General features: G+C 58.4%; 19 protein-coding genes. 7 read left to right on the top strand and 12 right to left on the bottom strand.

Features of this window, described 5'->3' with window-relative positions:
* Positions 1 to 174: 174 nt before the first annotated feature.
* The gene (locus BJ917_RS11735; protein WP_121103419.1) at positions 175 to 744 is read left to right on the top strand and encodes an Rrf2 family transcriptional regulator; all 570 of its coding nucleotides are present in this window, start codon (positions 175 to 177) and stop codon (positions 742 to 744) included.
* A gap of 2 nt (positions 745 to 746) precedes the next feature.
* Here BJ917_RS11735 and BJ917_RS11730 read toward each other — a convergent pair whose 3' ends face one another.
* Entirely contained in the window at positions 747 to 1,088 is a 342-nt protein-coding gene (locus tag BJ917_RS11730; protein WP_096510311.1) for a hypothetical protein, read from the bottom strand.
* A gap of 72 nt (positions 1,089 to 1,160) precedes the next feature.
* Positions 1,161 to 1,379 carry a hypothetical protein gene (locus BJ917_RS11725; protein WP_096510310.1) on the bottom strand — a complete coding sequence of 73 codons (219 nt, stop codon included), beginning with the start codon at positions 1,377 to 1,379 and terminating at the stop codon, positions 1,161 to 1,163.
* 170 nt (positions 1,380 to 1,549) lie between these two features.
* On the opposite strand from BJ917_RS11725, the gene BJ917_RS11720 reads away from it, so the two are divergent.
* Positions 1,550 to 1,789, top strand: coding sequence for a hypothetical protein (locus tag BJ917_RS11720; RefSeq protein ID WP_096510309.1), 240 nt, complete (start codon positions 1,550 to 1,552; stop codon positions 1,787 to 1,789).
* Between the two features lie 13 nt (positions 1,790 to 1,802).
* Positions 1,803 to 2,156, top strand: coding sequence for an osmotically-inducible lipoprotein OsmE (gene osmE / locus BJ917_RS11715; protein ID WP_096510308.1), 354 nt, complete (start codon positions 1,803 to 1,805; stop codon positions 2,154 to 2,156).
* A gap of 63 nt (positions 2,157 to 2,219) precedes the next feature.
* On the opposite strand, the gene BJ917_RS11710 is transcribed toward osmE, so the two are convergent.
* On the bottom strand, positions 2,220 to 2,411 hold the full coding sequence (locus BJ917_RS11710; RefSeq protein ID WP_096515311.1) for a DUF2188 domain-containing protein: 192 nt from the start codon (positions 2,409 to 2,411) through the stop codon (positions 2,220 to 2,222).
* Positions 2,412 to 2,630: 219 nt separating this feature from the next.
* Here BJ917_RS11710 and BJ917_RS11705 point away from each other — a divergent pair, with 219 nt between their 5' ends.
* The gene (locus BJ917_RS11705) at positions 2,631 to 2,993 is read left to right on the top strand and encodes an NUDIX hydrolase (RefSeq protein ID WP_096510307.1); all 363 of its coding nucleotides are present in this window, start codon (positions 2,631 to 2,633) and stop codon (positions 2,991 to 2,993) included.
* A 5-nt stretch (positions 2,994 to 2,998) separates the two neighbouring features.
* On the opposite strand, the gene BJ917_RS11700 is transcribed toward BJ917_RS11705, so the two are convergent.
* The 5 genes from BJ917_RS11700 to benA all read right to left on the bottom strand — a co-directional run bounded on the left by BJ917_RS11700 (position 2,999) and on the right by benA (position 7,468).
* Complete coding sequence (locus BJ917_RS11700; protein ID WP_096510306.1) at positions 2,999 to 3,697, bottom strand: alpha/beta hydrolase; 699 nt, start codon at positions 3,695 to 3,697, stop codon at positions 2,999 to 3,001.
* A gap of 42 nt (positions 3,698 to 3,739) precedes the next feature.
* Positions 3,740 to 4,507, bottom strand: coding sequence for a 1,6-dihydroxycyclohexa-2,4-diene-1-carboxylate dehydrogenase (locus BJ917_RS11695; RefSeq protein WP_121103418.1), 768 nt, complete (start codon positions 4,505 to 4,507; stop codon positions 3,740 to 3,742).
* Positions 4,508 to 4,594: 87 nt separating this feature from the next.
* Positions 4,595 to 5,608 (bottom strand): benzoate 1,2-dioxygenase electron transfer component BenC, encoded by a 1,014-nt coding sequence (benC, locus tag BJ917_RS11690; RefSeq protein ID WP_121103417.1) that lies wholly within the window; start codon positions 5,606 to 5,608, stop codon positions 4,595 to 4,597.
* 10 nt (positions 5,609 to 5,618) lie between these two features.
* The gene (gene benB / locus BJ917_RS11685) at positions 5,619 to 6,107 is read right to left on the bottom strand and encodes a benzoate 1,2-dioxygenase small subunit (protein ID WP_096510303.1); all 489 of its coding nucleotides are present in this window, start codon (positions 6,105 to 6,107) and stop codon (positions 5,619 to 5,621) included.
* Positions 6,104 to 7,468 carry a benzoate 1,2-dioxygenase large subunit gene (gene benA, locus BJ917_RS11680; RefSeq protein ID WP_121103511.1) on the bottom strand — a complete coding sequence of 455 codons (1,365 nt, stop codon included), beginning with the start codon at positions 7,466 to 7,468 and terminating at the stop codon, positions 6,104 to 6,106. The genes benB and benA overlap by 4 nt, the downstream gene beginning before the upstream one ends.
* 241 nt (positions 7,469 to 7,709) lie before the next feature.
* Here benA and BJ917_RS11675 point away from each other — a divergent pair, with 241 nt between their 5' ends.
* Genes BJ917_RS11675 through BJ917_RS11665 form a run of 3 tightly spaced genes read left to right on the top strand, consistent with a single transcriptional unit; the run spans position 7,710 to position 10,050 of the window.
* On the top strand, positions 7,710 to 8,195 hold the full coding sequence (locus BJ917_RS11675; protein WP_096510302.1) for an Hcp family type VI secretion system effector: 486 nt from the start codon (positions 7,710 to 7,712) through the stop codon (positions 8,193 to 8,195).
* Complete coding sequence (locus BJ917_RS11670) at positions 8,192 to 9,667, top strand: hypothetical protein (RefSeq protein ID WP_121103416.1); 1,476 nt, start codon at positions 8,192 to 8,194, stop codon at positions 9,665 to 9,667. The genes BJ917_RS11675 and BJ917_RS11670 overlap by 4 nt, the downstream gene beginning before the upstream one ends.
* Positions 9,664 to 10,050 carry a hypothetical protein gene (locus tag BJ917_RS11665; protein WP_121103415.1) on the top strand — a complete coding sequence of 129 codons (387 nt, stop codon included), beginning with the start codon at positions 9,664 to 9,666 and terminating at the stop codon, positions 10,048 to 10,050. The genes BJ917_RS11670 and BJ917_RS11665 overlap by 4 nt, the downstream gene beginning before the upstream one ends.
* A gap of 552 nt (positions 10,051 to 10,602) precedes the next feature.
* Here the strand turns inward: BJ917_RS11665 and BJ917_RS11655 are convergent.
* The 4 genes from BJ917_RS11655 to BJ917_RS11640 form a co-directional block, all read right to left on the bottom strand.
* A complete protein-coding gene (locus BJ917_RS11655) occupies positions 10,603 to 11,562 on the bottom strand; it encodes an AraC family transcriptional regulator (RefSeq protein ID WP_121103413.1) in 960 nt (319 codons plus the stop codon).
* 221 nt (positions 11,563 to 11,783) lie between these two features.
* Positions 11,784 to 12,713, bottom strand: coding sequence for a catechol 1,2-dioxygenase (catA, locus tag BJ917_RS11650; protein ID WP_121103412.1), 930 nt, complete (start codon positions 12,711 to 12,713; stop codon positions 11,784 to 11,786).
* A 54-nt stretch (positions 12,714 to 12,767) separates the two neighbouring features.
* Positions 12,768 to 13,058 carry a muconolactone Delta-isomerase gene (catC, locus tag BJ917_RS11645; protein ID WP_008029082.1) on the bottom strand — a complete coding sequence of 97 codons (291 nt, stop codon included), beginning with the start codon at positions 13,056 to 13,058 and terminating at the stop codon, positions 12,768 to 12,770.
* A gap of 10 nt (positions 13,059 to 13,068) precedes the next feature.
* Positions 13,069 to 14,217: a muconate cycloisomerase family protein gene (locus BJ917_RS11640; RefSeq protein ID WP_172901584.1), complete on the bottom strand. Its 1,149-nt coding sequence runs from the start codon at positions 14,215 to 14,217 to the stop codon at positions 13,069 to 13,071.
* Positions 14,218 to 14,342 lie beyond the last annotated feature (125 nt).

Raw genomic sequence — 14,342 nt, 5'->3', positions numbered from 1 at the left:
TTATTCCCCGCAACGGATTTCTTTCAATGGTTTCCATCGATGGGATCGATACAGCCCGAGCAACCCGTATCCAGCGCGTATCAATGAGTCGCTCACGAAACAGAAAGAAAGCGCTCGTTGTCCGGCGGGCTGCCAGCTGGTAGCATTTGCGACAATATTAGTCGGAGATCTCTGATGGCTCTTTACAGTGCCGGTGTCGAGTACGGCATTCACTGCCTGGCTTTCCTGGTAGGCAATCACGGCGACACCCGCGAAGCGAGCGTGCGCGACCTTGCCGAGCTGCAAGGCGTGCCGCTGGACTATCTGGCGAAAATCTTTACCAAACTGGCCAAGGCCAAACTGGTCGCCGCCACCGAAGGGGTACGTGGCGGCTTCAAGCTGGCGCGGCCTGCCGACGAAATCACCCTGCTGGATATCGTCAACGCCATCGACGGGCGCAAGGCGATATTCGAATGCCGGGAAATTCGTGGTCGGTGTGCGCTGTTTGAAGGCCAGACGCCGGAATGGGCCGTGGAGGGACGCTGCTCGATCCATGGCGCCATGCTGACCGCGCAAAAGCGCATGGAAGAGGCATTGGCCCAGCAGACGATCCTGGACATCGCCCGCAAGGTCGGACGCAAGGCCCCGGCGCAGTTCAATGCGCAGGTGGAGACCTGGATCAATGATCGTCGGGAAAAGAAAGGCACCGCCAATGCCCCCTCAAGCGACGATCAGATCATCCCGATCACCGAAATCTGCGATTGAACCTACAGGCAGTCACGCACTGACTTGCGCAGTGCGTCTGACTTGGCCCAGGGTGGCCCCTGATACAACGAAACCCGGCTACCTTCCTTCCACTTCACGATATCCAGGATTTCATCGGCCGTGACGATGCTGGGTGCAGTGATCCGGTAGCCGTTGGCAATCGACGATTGAGTGGTGCTGGATACCTCTTTCTGCCACGCGGGCAATACACACGCGGCCAGCTCTTTAGGTGGTTTTTCACTGTGCTTGCTGACATTCGGCTCGCCGGGTACCAGTGACGCCGGCAACGAACATCCCGCCAGCAACGCCAATACCACTCCCCCTATCAACATCCGGTTCTGCATGAAGCGTCCTTAATCCTGAAAAATTGAAATGTAGCGTGCCGCCGCCCTTCCATCCAATCGCTACACCGGACGTCAACGACTGGCATTGTTATCGCCGGGCCCCGGATAGGATCGCTCGTTCAAATAGGTCATCCACCGCTCATAGGCTTCATGTTGCCATTGGCTGACCCGCTCCCATTCCGGCCCGCTGAGCTGGTGTTCGGAAATGAGTTTCATCATTTCGCTGGTGGCCGCATCCAGGTCTGCGATCAGCTCGTGGGCACGCGCCCGGAAATCATCGGTTGTCGACATTTTGAATGCCCCCCGCCCTTGCCGAAAAAACCGGTACTTCACTACGACAGCGGATTTTGCCGAACGCGCAAATTTCCCGACCAAAGGATGTGGTCCGGAACCGGACAAATACAACGCCCCTTCGCGGGAATGGGTCTAAAATTTCAAAGCGCAGAGCGCAGGAGGTCATCATGTGGCTTAACGAATCTGAACAGCAACTTCGGCGCGATCTGCAAGGGCTTGCGTCGGATCTGCGATGGTCGGCGGTCGAGCTTTTGCGCATTGCAGAGCAGTTACGCCTGAGCGGCAATGATGTCGATGCAGAAGCTGTCAGGCGGTTGTGCGATTTGTTCCAGGGCGATGAACAACGATTGGCGGGCTATGCCGAAGAAGTGAAGGCCAAGATCATCAGCCGCAACAAGGCCCAATAGCAGGTGTACTGCGATGAACAAGTCTCTTTTTACGCTTGTCGCCCTGCTCGCGGTGTTGCCAGGTTGCAACACCGACTCACAACTCTACGGGGACCAGCCGCTGGTGGCCAAGGTCGAAACCGGCATGAGCAAGGATCAGGTCCAGCAGATCGGCGGCCCGCCGCTGACCATTACGGACCGTACCGTCGAGCCGGGCACCTGCTTTGACTACAAGCTGACCCGGCCCGGCCATCAGCAGCCCTTCAATGTCAGCTTCGACGGCCGCGGCAAAGTCGATCACAAGAGTTTCATGACCTGCGCCGAATGGAGTAACACCCAGCTAAAGGCCAGGGAACCTTCCCGCTCCGGCGGGGGTGGCGGATATTAGCATCCCTTCTCCCAAAACATTAAAGCCCCGGCATGCCGGGGCTTTGGCGTATCGAAGATCAGGTTACTGACTGCGCGCCTGCCTGCTCGACCGTGCCTTATAACCGGGAAGCGCCGCTGCAAACGCCAGGGCTTCTTCCCGACTGCCAAATGAGCCGAGTCGATCACCTTTGGTACAGACCCGCCAGGGGCCATTGTTCACGCTGAGTACGTCATAACCGTTCATGTGCATTTTGTTCAGTACCGGAGCACTCATGGTCACCTCCATCTGCGCAATGATATCCAGGGCTGACGCAACCACCTTACACCTCCCTCTCGCCAAAAAGCCGACCAGACGTCGCGTCGGGATGACAGCATTCGAGGGCACTTTGCGGCGTTACAACCGCTCCAAACAGGCAAATACTGGCGAAACGGGGGGCGGCTCGATTATTGCAGTTTTGTGACAATACGATGACAGGCGTCAATTGGATAACACATGAAAGTACGCGCAACCGTCATTTGCGAGCAGGACCGGCACATTCTCCTGGTGCGCAAGCCAAGGTCTCGCTGGATGTTACCCGGCGGCAAGGTCGAGCCCGGTGAAACCGTGCAGGGTGCCGCCACACGCGAGCTGCTGGAAGAAACCGGGCTTGATGTCGATGGCATGCTGTATCTGATGGAGCTGGAAGCGGGCGATACCCGGCACCATGTCTACGAGGCTTCCGTGATCAATCTGGATCAGGCCCGTCCGCATAACGAAATCTTCGATTGCATCTGGTTTCCGCTGGATGCGGTTCACAACCTGAACCCCAGCGACGCCACGCTCAGGATCGTCCGGGCCTTTCAGCGTCGCCTATAGAGTTTTTATGCCGAGGCCAATGCCGTCGCGGCCTTGTCGATAAACGCGGCAATCTCGACCGGCATCGAAGCGAGGGAGGCATGACTGGCGTTCAAGGTCAGGATTTCCCTGGCATTCAAGCGTGCGGCCATCCATTGCTGATTTTGCGGTGCGATCATCCGGTCATCGGTCGACACTTGATACCACGACGGTTTGCTCTTCCACGCCACTGTCTTGATGGTGTCGCCAAAGGTGCTGGCCAATGGTGCTTTCTGGGTAATGCCCATGACCAATCCTTCGGTCGCGGGCAGGTCCTGGCAGAAGCTTTCGTGATAGAGCTCCGGCTTGACCCATAGGTAACCGTCGCTGTCCGGGGCCAGGTTCGCTGCCGCGGCAGGCGGATGCCGTTGGGTGATGCCGCCGGGGCTTTCACCGGCGTCCGGCGCAAACGCGGCGATGTACACCAGCCCCACGACATTCGGTTGATCGCCCGCCTCGGTAATGACCGCGCCGCCGTAGGAATGCCCCACCAGCAACACCGGACCCGGCACTTGCGCGACCATTTTGCGCGTGCGCTCGGCATCATCTGCCAGGGACGTCAGCGGCATCTCCACCGCGCGGATGCTGGAGTATCCCTTGTTCAGCAGTTCGGCGATGACCTTGTTCCAGTGGGCGGCTCCGCCCCAAAAACCGTGGACCAGCACAATCGTCGGTTTGTCGCTCATCACGATGACTCCGTGTGTGGATGGGATTGACTGCGAGTCGCGTCAGCCCTGGTCGCCACCACCGACCGGCATGACCATGCCGGTGATATAGGACGCTTCGTCGCTGGCCAGAAACAGAATAGCGCCTGCCTGCTCATCCAGCGTGCCGTAGCGCTTCATCAAACTGCTGTCGAGGGTCTGGTCGACGATCTGCTGGTACCAGACTTTCTCCTGAACGCTCTGCTCGGCACTGTTGCGCGGAATCACCCGTGGCGGCGCCTCGGTGCCACCGGGTGCCGTGGCGTTGACCCGAACACCGCGTCCGGCGGTTTCGAACGCCAGGCACGCGGTCAGCGCATTGACCCCACCCTTTGCCGCGCCATACGGCACACGGTTGATGCTGCGGGTGGCGATGGACGATACGTTGACGATCGCACCACGGCCCTGCTCCAGCATGAAGGGCAACGCGGCATGGCAGCACCACAGCGTCGGGAACAGCGACCGACGGACTTCGGCTTCGATCTGCGACGCCTCGTAATGCTCGAACGGCTTGGCCCAGATCGTGCCGCCGACGTTATTGATCAGCACATCGAGGCGTCCGAAGCGCTCGACGGCGGCTTGCATCACGCGGCTGCATTCCTCGTACTGCTCCAGATCAGCGGTCAGCGCCAGGCTGCCCTGCCCCAACTCCTTTTGCACCTCGAACACCAGCTCGGAGCGATCCACCAGAATCAGCTTCGCCCCTTCCGCCGCCATGCGCTCGGCAACCCGCCGGCCGATGCCCTGGGCAGCCCCGGTGATCAGCGCGACTTTTTCGTGAAATCTGTTCATGTACTCTCCACAAAACCTCAAAGACACAACAATCCCTGTGGGAGCTGGCTTGCCAGCTCCCACAGGAGGTGTGTCGCCGCACAGTTTTTACGCCGCGCTGGCGGCAAATTTTTCGTAGTAGAAATTCGCCGGCTGGATGCCTTGTTCGCCAATGTACTTGCTGACGGCTTCAACCATCGGCGGTGGGCCGCACAGGTAGACGTCGACATCGCCATCGTTCAGATGCTTGGGCTCGATGTGCTGAGTCACATAGCCCTTGCGCGGATGCCGGCTGTCGGGACTGGCCACGCAGGCGCTGTAGCTGAAGTTGGGAATGCGCGCGGCGAAGGCTTCGAGGCGGTCGAGTTCCACCAGGTCGAAATCATGGGTCACGCCGTAGATCAGATGCAGCGGATGCTCGCTGCCCTGCTCGGCGATTTTCTCCAGCATCGCGGTGAACGGCGCCAGCCCGGTGCCACCGGCCAGCAACAACAGCGGACGGCGGATATCGCGCAGGTAGAAACTGCCCAGGGGACCTGCCAGGCTCATGCTGTCGCCGGCCTTGGCCATGCCGGTGAGGAAGCTGCTCATCAGGCCGCCAGGCACGTTGCGAATCAGGAAGCTGACTTCGCCGTCACGCTGCAACGAGCTGAACGAATAGGCACGGGTCTGTTCGCTGCCGGGAATCCCCAGGTTCACGTACTGCCCCGGCAGGAACGCCAGTTTGCTCAACGCCTCGCCCTTGATCGACAGCGCGATGGTGCTGTCGGACAACTGGCGCACGGCACTGATGGTCGCCTCGTAGTTGGCCTGCCGGGTGCGACAGACTTCCGAGGATGTCGGTACCCGAACCACGCAGTCGCTCTTGGCGCGCATCTGGCAGGTCAGGACAAAGCCTTTTTCTGCTTCTTCAGGGCTGAGGGCGTCTTCGATGTATTCCTCACCCAGATCATAGGTGCCAGCCTCAGCGAAACACTTGCAGGTGCCGCAGGCACCGTCGCGGCAGTCCAGCGGAATGTTGATGCCCTGGCGGTACGCGGCATCGGCCACGGTTTCGCCGGCATTGGCGTCGATGAACCGGGTGACGCCGTCTTCGAAATTGAACGCGATGGAATGGGTCATGACGGCCGCCTCACAAGTGGTAAACATCAATGACCTGGCGAACGTAGTCGTTCTTCAGGATCACTTTCTTGGCCTTGATCAGCGGGTTTTCACCGCGCATGTCGAGGGTGTAGAAACTGCTGCCGAAGTAGCTGTCGACCGTCTTGTAGCGAAAGCTCAGGGTGTGCCAGTTGAAGCGCACCTTGCACACGCCGTCGGCCTGCTCCAGCAGCTCGATGTTGCTGATGTTGTGGGAGGTGCGGGTGTCCGGGACACTCGCGCTGGAACGCTCGGTCTTGATGCGGAAGACGCGGTCTTCCAGGCCCGTGCGGTTGCCGTACCAGATCAGCGAGATTTCCCGCTGCGGGTCCTCGGTCAACTCGTCGTTGTCATCCCAGGACGGCATCCAGAAGGTCGCGTCGGGGGCGTACAGCTCCAGCCACTCATCCCACTGCCGGTCATCGAGGTAACGGGCTTCGCGGTAGAGAAAATCGCGCACGGCATCAAAGGAAATGGTCATTGCACGTCCTCCACGGCGATCAGTTTCGACTGCTCGGCCGCCAGGGCCTTGAGCATGGTCTGCTGCCAGTACTTGTGTTGCAGCACGAACAGGCCTTCGTCTTCGGTGCGCACGCCGCTGAGCAATGGATGCAGGTCGATTTCCTTGGCCGCATCGTCGGCGCCTTCGATCCAGTGCTCGGCTCCACGGGACATGTCGTTCCAGGTGGTGACACTGCCCTGGTAGCTGGTCTGGCAGGAGCGGAACTCTTCCAGATCATCCGGGGTGGCCATGCCGCTGACGTTGAAGAAATCCTCGTACTGACGAATCCGGCTGGAACGCGCGTGGTCGCTTTCGCCCTTGGGGGCGATGCAGTAGATGGTGATTTCCGTGCGGTCGACCGAGATCGGCCGGGCGATGCGGATTTGCGAGCTGAACTGGTCCATCAGGTACACGTTCGGGTACAGGCACAGGTTGCGCGAGTTCTCGAGCATCCAGTCGGCGCGGGCCTGGCCGAAGTCCTGGGCCAGTTCGTCGCGACGCTCGTAGAGCGGGCGGTCTTCGGGGTTGGCCCAACGGGTCCAGAGCAGCATGTGGCCCTTGTCGAAGGAATAGAAACCACCGCCCTGCTTGGCCCAGCTGCCGGCGCTCATGGTTGGGTTTTCGTCACCGGCCTCGCGCTGCTTGCGCTGGTTCTGGGTGGCCGCGTAGTTCCAATGCACGGAGCTGACGTGGTAGCCATCGGCGCCGTTCTCGGCGGTGAGCTTCCAGTTGCCTTCGTAGATGTAGCTGGAGGAACCGCGCAGCACTTCCAGGCCATCGGGGGACTGGTCGACGATCATGTCGATGATCTTCGCCGACTCGCCCAGGTGCTCGACCAAAGGCAGCACATCGGCCTTGAGGCTGCCGAACAGGAAGCCACGGTAGGACTCGAAACGCGCGACTTTGGTCAGGTCGTGGGAGCCTTCGCAGTTGAAGCTCGACGGGTAGCCGGCGTTGGCCGGGTCCTTGACCTTGAGCAGCTTGCCGGAGTTGTTGAAGGTCCAGCCGTGGAACGGGCAGGTGTAGGAACTCTTGTTACCGGACTTGTGCCGGCACAGGGTCGCGCCGCGATGACTGCAGGCGTTGATGAAGGCATTGAGCACACCGTCCTTGTTGCGCGCGATGAAGATCGACTGGCGCCCCATGGTGGTGGTGTAGAAATCGTTGACGTTGGGGATTTGGCTTTCGTGAGCCAGATACAGCCAGTTGCCTTCGAAGATGTGTTTCATCTCAAGGTCGAACAGGCGCGGGTCGGTGAACATTTCACGTTTGCAGCGATAGATGCCCTGCTCAGGATCGTCTTCAAGCAGGGAGTGAAGGTATTCGGGTCGCAGGGTCATGGCCACCGCCTCCATTGTTATTGTTCAGGCAAGGCTCATGCTAGGACGGGGCAATGGGGTGGACTATCCGCGGGGTGCAGACCTTTATCCGTTTTGTGCGGCAGGTTCAGAGCCGTCTGTAGGAAATCAAGACTTAACGTCCGGCGCGCTCTATCGACCAGGTAACTTTGGGAATCGGACTACATAAACGCTTACAACCTCCGCCGTAGACTGCCCCCTCCAACGACAAGGAGTGGTGTCTATGGCAAGTCATGGCTACATGACCATCAACGGTAAAATCCAGGGACTGATTTCAGCGGGTTGTTCAACCCAGGACTCTATCGGCAACAAGTACCAGGCGGCGCACCGGGACGAAATCATGGTGCTGTCCTACAGCCACAACCTGGCCAATATCGGTAACCTGAGCAGGGCGACGCACAGCCCGATCATCATCACCAAGGCCGTGGACAAATCCTCTCCACTGCTCGCCCAGGCGCTCTCCAACCGAGAGGAAATCAACTGCACCATCAACTTCTACCGGCTGACACCTGCAGGTGGGCAGGAAAAGTTTTATTCGGTGTCGATCCAGGGCGGGGTCATCACCGACCTGACGCTTGAAGTGCCCCATGTGATTTTCCAGAGTGACGCAGAGCCCCAGGAACAAGTGGCCATTCGTTACCGCGACATTTCCTGGACCCACTACATCGCCAAGACCTCCGGCTACAGCTCGTGGGGTGAAGAGGGATGAAGGCAGACCGTCATGACCTCTGGGAGGTCAACAGCGCGGCCGGCAAACTGGCCGGACAAGCCCGCACCATCAGCGCTCGCCATCTTGCCCATGGCATGGCGCGGGAACGGTTCAATCGCGAAGTCGCCTATTACGCCAAGCGAGTGGTAGACGATGTCGCGCAAGGCCGCAAAACCCCACGGCAAGGCATACAGGCACTGCGCAAAGAACAACACGACTTGCTCATTCAATCCCGGGCCGTGATGCGCAAGGCGAGAAACGCCATAACCGATGCGGTTAAAAGAATCCCGGATTCAAGGCTCACACATCCCGTATCGAAACCCGATCCGCAGCGACTACTGCGTTTCGTGCATGCGCAGAATCTCAAAACAACCCACGCGAACACGCCCGACGCACTCAGGGCCGCTTCCTCGCCGCACCCTGCCCCCGATTTTATCTTCCTGCCCCGCGAGCACTGGCCAGCGACCGTCCCGCCGCCAGAAGACCCCGGGTTTTACATCGTCCCCAGGAGCACGACCTTTTCCAGGCTGGAGGAGCAACTATTCACTTCAGCCTCCCCTGCCGTCATCGCCAAATTCAAGACCCTGAACCCGAACCTGGATCAGGTAAAAGCCGGGACGATGATTGTTTTGAGCGACCCGAACAACCAGCAATGCACCCGCGAAGAAGCGTTGTTGATGGAAGCGGCGGGCAAGGTCAACAAAGCACTGGAGCCACTGAGTTCGGAAGAAGCGGATTTCATGGCTCGCCACCATGACGAGATCGCCTTCTTTCTTTCCAAGGGATCCCTTGGGGCCAACGTTGGGCTGGCCATGTTTTCGAATAACCTGGACAGCGTGAAAATCATCCTGCGTGACATTGAGGCGTTGCACACACAAACCTTCCAAGCCAATGGGCACCTGAACTCCCCCGAGTTTTATGCCCAACGTAAAAAATTGCTGACTCAACTGGACGGCCAACTTACCCAACTGACCAAAAAGAGCATTGGTTTTCCCGATCACCCCAACTTGAAAAGCGCTTTGGGTATATCCAGCAAAAGTCTTGTTCACCGTTGGAGAAAGTCCGGTGCGGCTGATCACATCCCTGGCTACGCCACGCACATTGAAGGCGTCGCGAAAGCGGCGAAGTACGTTAAGTATGGTGGTTGGGTTGGTACGGCGGTAGGTGGTGGAGCGTCAGCCGTTAAAGTTCAGGGTGTGTGTGCGGCAGGTGATGTGGAGGCCTGTGAGAAGGTGAAGTTTACAGAAGCTGGGGGTTTTGCCGGCGGAATGGCAGGTGGAGCCTTCGCTTCAGCAGCGATCACTGGCTCGACTGTAGGCTGGGTCTGTGCAGCACTTTCCGTACCGACTGGCGGGACAGCTGCTCTTGTATGCGGTTTAGTGGTAGTCGGTGTCGGCTCTATTGTCGCAAGCGTTGGTGGAGGCAAGGGTGGCGAGTTAATTGGAGAGAAAATTTATGAGATCACTAAATGAACGTTGAGACCGTTGATTTATTAATTGCCTGCATCGGACTAATCTATTTTGCAGCTGCACTAGCCTGGATAATTGTCGCACTGCATATGGCCTATACAAAAATGGATATGATGCTCGACCTTTATAAAAACTGTAAGGCGATCATGGCCCGAGCACCTCTCAGACACGGTGGACCATGGGGAAATCTAATGCTCATAGGCGGCATTTCTGGAATTGTAACTTTCCCGAACTTTTACCTGAAAAGAGGAGAGTTAAGTTTGGAAGATCTGAAAAATACTCCGACTAGCTTGAGACGTAGACTGGCCATTTTGCAGTGGAGCGTATTGGGTCTTTTATTGGTAATGTCGGGGTTCGCGACTATAGCTATATTCGAACTTGCTTGAACATACGACTAATTCAAATTTAAAGTCAGGATTTTTAGCCGCACTGGCTTTACTCGTCACGATCGATAGCACGGAACTTCTTTATTAATCCGAGTTTGATATAACGAACATATTTAGGAGATTGTCTAGTGAGCCTGAGTACCGCTCAGAAAATTCATTTTGTCATTGGCTTAATAGATTTCGGAGGGCTATTTATATTTATCGGCACAGCGCTTTATCTCGCTTATACCAAAATGGATTTTATGTTGCACCACCTGAGAAATTGCCCGGCGATTATTAATCGGAGGGATCTCAGAAACGGAGGACCTAGAGCGAATTTAGTTTTAATGGGAGAAATAATGGGCGCACTAGCTATGCCTCACCTCTCTCTACGCAATGGAGGTATTAGCGCGGATGATCTGAAGAGTTTCCCCGCAGGCCTGAGACGAATTTTGGTAACCCTATATTGGCTCGGGTGGACGTGCTTAATCGTAATGTTCGTCTTTTGTGCAGTTACTAAACTAGAACTTGTCTGAAAAAAATCTTGTCACGAGAGAACTTCTTACAGGTGAATCAATCTCGCCGCTTCAACGTATCCGACGGCAACTCCCCAAACTGCTTGCGATAACTGTCCGAAAACCGCCCCAGATGCAGGAAGCCATAATCCATCGCCACCTCTGTAACGTTACGCACATTGCAGGTCGGGTCGCTCAGGCAGGCGTTGATGCGTTCCAGGCGTTTCTGGCGGATGTAGTTTTTCGGCGTGGTGTCGGCGTTGCGTTCGAACAGGCTGTACAACGAACGCACACTCATGTGCGCCTGACGCGCCAGTTCTTCGCTGTCGATGTTCTGTTTGAGGTTGCGGGCGATGTAATCGGCAATCGCTTCGAAGGTGGCGGTCTGGGAGCCGAGTTCGAGGCGGCTGACGTTGGTCTTCATCAGGCTGAGCATCTTGCTGACGATGATCTGCGCGTAGTGTTCCTGCACCTTGGGAATCTGCTCGGTGGCCTCGGCTTCCTGGCAGATCATCGCCAGCAGGCTGACAAACCCTTCCAACTGGTTGAGCTGATAACGGTTCTCCAGAAACCGCACGCCCTGCCCCGGGTACCGCCAGCGCTGCTCGTCGCAGACGGATTGAAGCAACGAGGTGGGAACTTTGAGGATGAATTTTTCACAATCGTGCGAGTACGTCAGGTCGACCGGATCGTCGGGGTTGATCAACAGCAACTCGCCGGGGGCGAAGTAATGTTCCTGACCGTGACCGCGCCACAGGCAATTGCCGCGCAACAGCACTTGCAGGTGATAGATGCTTTCCAGCGCGCCCGAGGTGACACGAACGCTGCCACCGTAGCTGATGCGGCACAGGTCGAGGCTGGCGAATTTACGATGGTTGAGGCTGGCCAGGGGATGCCCGGCGCGAGGCATGAGAATGCAATGGTTACCGACGTGCTGATTGACGTAGCCCGACACCGCGTAGGGGTCGGCATGGTCGAATACGGCGCTGCGCTGACTCAACAGTTGCGCTTGCATCATCGGGTCACTCTCGTTGTTCTTATGGGGTGCGTCGGGTCATTCTAAGGCAGTACTGATGGCGGTGTGTCAGCAGACTGACCTGTGGAGGCTTATGGCCTCTTCGCGAGCAGGCTCGCTCCCACATGGGGGCTGCGTCGAGCACAACAATTGTGTACGACTTCCACAAAAGCCATGAGATAACCCGTTGGTCATCTCATGGCCAGGTCCGGCAGTCCGAGGGATCAGTCCTCCAGTGCACGAACCCGTTCGTGACGCTGCTGTTCTTCAGGCTGGGCAGACGACTGCAGGGTGAAGTCGAACTCGATCTCGGCAAAGCGACCGCTGACACCATAAGCCGCCGCACGGGCCTGGTCTTCGCTGAAGGTGATCTTGGCGATCAGTTCGTCGCGGGTGGCGTAGGCGAAGTCGTCATGCAGGTACTTTTCACCATCCAGGTTGATCTGGGTGGTCAGGTGACGATGATCCGGCGCGGATATGAAGAAGTGCACGTGCGCCGGGCGCTGGCCGTGACGGCCCAGTTGATCCAGCAGTTGCTGGGTCGGACCGTCCGGTGGGCAGCCGTAGCCCGACGGCACGATGCTGCGGAAACGGTAGCGGCCTTCAGCATCGGTGACGATACGGCGGCGCAGGTTGAATTCCGACTGAGAAGCATCGAAGTACGAGTAGGTGCCGCCGGTGTTGGCGTGCCACACATCCACCACGGCGCCAGCCAGCGGTTCGCCAGCGGTGTTGAACACCCGGCCTTGCATGAACAGGGTCACACCCGGATCGAGGCCGTCATCCAGACGCGCTTCGCCCTGGGACAGCGGCGCACCGGCCACGTACAGCGGGCCTTCGATGGTGCGCGGGGTACCGCCGGTTTTGCCGGCCTGCTCGTCTTCGGCGTCCATCAGCAGGTCGAGGTAGTGCTCCAGGCCCAGGCCCGCCACCACCAGTCCGGCCTCCTGGCGCGCGCCCAGTACGTTCAGGTAGTTGACCGCTTTCCAGAACTCTTCCGGGGTCACGGCGAGGTCTTCGATGATGTTCACCGAGTCACGCAGGATGCGGTAGATCAGGGCTTTGGTGCGCGCATCACCGGCTTCGTTATGCAGGCCGCTGGCTTCTTCGAGAAACTTCTGGACTTCGGCAGTGTGGGAAATCTTGACGTTCATTTTTTCGGTTCCTCATCTTGTAATTATGGGTATGGCGAACTGAACTGGCTGGGTTCAGCGGTCATCCTCGCGAATGGAAGAAGGATGCCGGCACATCGCGGTGACTTCGATCGCCATGTACGGATACAGCGGCAATTGCATGAGCAGGTCGTGCAGTTCCTGGACGCTGTCGACATCGAACACGCTGTAGTTGGCGTACAGGCCGGCGATGCGCCACAGGTGACGCCACTTGCCTTGGTCCTGCAGGCGTTGCGCCAGCGCTTTTTCGTCGGCCTTGAGCTGCGCGGCGCGTTCGGGGTTCATATCGACCGGCAAATTCACGGTCATCTTTACGTGGAACAGCATAATGCTCTCCTCAGGCTTGATGAATGGCGGTGGATGTCTTGTCGCGACGGAAAAACGCCAGGCGTTCTTCATCCAGGCTCAGGCCCAGACCCGGCGTCTTCGGCACGTGCAGTTCGAAATCGCGATAAACCAGCGGTTCGCTGAGAATGTCTTCGGTCAGCAGCAGCGGGCCGAACAGTTCGGTGTCCCACGCCAGCTTGTTCAGGGTGACAAAGGCATGGGCCGAGGCCAGGGTGCCAATACCGCCTTCGAGCATGGTGCCGCCATACAGGCCGATACCCGCCGCTTCGGCGATGGCGGCAGTGCGCAGCACGGCGCGCGGACCACCGTTCTTGGCGATTTTCAGGGCGAACACCGAGGCCGCGCCTTCGCGGGCCAGGTTGAACGCATCTTCCACGCACTCGATGGACTCGTCGGCCATGATCGGTGCCGGGCTCATGGCATTCAGGCGCGCCATGCCGGCGCGGTTGTTGCGCGAGATCGGCTGTTCGATCAGGTCGATGCCGTTGGTGCCGAGAATCCGGCAGGCGCGCAAGGCGACGGCTTCGTCCCACGCCTGGTTGACGTCGACCCGCACACTGGCGCGATCGCCCAGGGCTTTCTTGATGGCAATGACGTGGGCCAGGTCGCGGTTGACTTCGCCGGCACCGATTTTCAGTTTGAAGATGCGGTGGCGGCGCAGATCGAGCATTTTTTCCGCTTCGGCGATGTCCTTTTCGGTGTCGCCACTGGCCAGGGTCCAGGCCACCGGCAGCGCATCACGCACCCGGCCGCCGAGCAATTCGCTGACCGGCACACCGAGGCGCTTGCCCTGGGCGTCGAGCAAGGCGGTTTCGATACCGGACTTGGCGAAGGTGTTACCACGGATGCTGCGCTCCAGGCGCAACATCGCCGCGTTGACGTTGCCGCTGTCCTGGCCGATCAACAACGGCGCGAAGTGCGTGTCGATGTTGGTCTTGATGCTGTCAGGGCTTTCATTGCCATAAGCCAGGCCACCGATGGTGGTGGACTCGCCGATACCTTCGATGCCATCGGCGCAACGCACGCGGATGATCACCAGGGTCTGATTCTGCATGGTGTGCATCGCCAGCTTGTGCGGGCGGATGGTCGGCAGATCGACGATGATCGTCTCGATCGATTCAATGGCGGTTGCAAGCATTTCGATACCCATCAGGTTCTTGGAGTTCTGGAGTCGATTCTCGTACGGCTTTTTTCGTGACGCCAATATAGAATTGGTCTGACTTGATACCTTTAAGGTATGCAACTGCTTGACGTCCGGAGGCT

This window comes from Pseudomonas sp. WPR_5_2, from assembly GCF_003634475.1.
Classification (GTDB): domain Bacteria; phylum Pseudomonadota; class Gammaproteobacteria; order Pseudomonadales; family Pseudomonadaceae; genus Aquipseudomonas; species Aquipseudomonas izuensis.
This window is presented reverse-complemented; position numbering and strand designations above follow the sequence as displayed.

Bases quoted from the DNA above. Each gene is read 5' to 3' on its own strand.
- BJ917_RS11725 (WP_096510310.1), bottom strand. From the start codon at position 1,379: ATGTCGACAACCGATGATTTCCGGGCGCGTGCCCACGAGCTGATCGCA.
- BJ917_RS11640 (WP_172901584.1), bottom strand. From the start codon at position 14,217: ATGCTTGCAACCGCCATTGAATCGATCGAGACGATCATCGTCGATCTG.
- BJ917_RS11730 (WP_096510311.1), bottom strand. From the start codon at position 1,088: ATGCAGAACCGGATGTTGATAGGGGGAGTGGTATTGGCGTTGCTGGCG.
- catA (WP_121103412.1), bottom strand. From the start codon at position 12,713: ATGAACGTCAAGATTTCCCACACTGCCGAAGTCCAGAAGTTTCTCGAA.
- BJ917_RS11705 (WP_096510307.1), top strand. From the start codon at position 2,631: ATGAAAGTACGCGCAACCGTCATTTGCGAGCAGGACCGGCACATTCTC.
- BJ917_RS11655 (WP_121103413.1), bottom strand. From the start codon at position 11,562: ATGATGCAAGCGCAACTGTTGAGTCAGCGCAGCGCCGTATTCGACCAT.
- BJ917_RS11700 (WP_096510306.1), bottom strand. From the start codon at position 3,697: ATGAGCGACAAACCGACGATTGTGCTGGTCCACGGTTTTTGGGGCGGA.
- benC (WP_121103417.1), bottom strand. From the start codon at position 5,608: ATGACCCATTCCATCGCGTTCAATTTCGAAGACGGCGTCACCCGGTTC.
- BJ917_RS11710 (WP_096515311.1), bottom strand. From the start codon at position 2,411: ATGAGTGCTCCGGTACTGAACAAAATGCACATGAACGGTTATGACGTA.
- BJ917_RS11670 (WP_121103416.1), top strand. From the start codon at position 8,192: ATGAAGGCAGACCGTCATGACCTCTGGGAGGTCAACAGCGCGGCCGGC.
- catC (WP_008029082.1), bottom strand. From the start codon at position 13,058: ATGCTGTTCCACGTAAAGATGACCGTGAATTTGCCGGTCGATATGAAC.
- BJ917_RS11695 (WP_121103418.1), bottom strand. From the start codon at position 4,507: ATGAACAGATTTCACGAAAAAGTCGCGCTGATCACCGGGGCTGCCCAG.
- benA (WP_121103511.1), bottom strand. From the start codon at position 7,468: ATGACCCTGCGACCCGAATACCTTCACTCCCTGCTTGAAGACGATCCT.
- BJ917_RS11675 (WP_096510302.1), top strand. From the start codon at position 7,710: ATGGCAAGTCATGGCTACATGACCATCAACGGTAAAATCCAGGGACTG.
- benB (WP_096510303.1), bottom strand. From the start codon at position 6,107: ATGACCATTTCCTTTGATGCCGTGCGCGATTTTCTCTACCGCGAAGCC.
- BJ917_RS11720 (WP_096510309.1), top strand. From the start codon at position 1,550: ATGTGGCTTAACGAATCTGAACAGCAACTTCGGCGCGATCTGCAAGGG.
- osmE (WP_096510308.1), top strand. From the start codon at position 1,803: ATGAACAAGTCTCTTTTTACGCTTGTCGCCCTGCTCGCGGTGTTGCCA.
- BJ917_RS11665 (WP_121103415.1), top strand. From the start codon at position 9,664: ATGAACGTTGAGACCGTTGATTTATTAATTGCCTGCATCGGACTAATC.
- BJ917_RS11735 (WP_121103419.1), top strand. From the start codon at position 175: ATGGCTCTTTACAGTGCCGGTGTCGAGTACGGCATTCACTGCCTGGCT.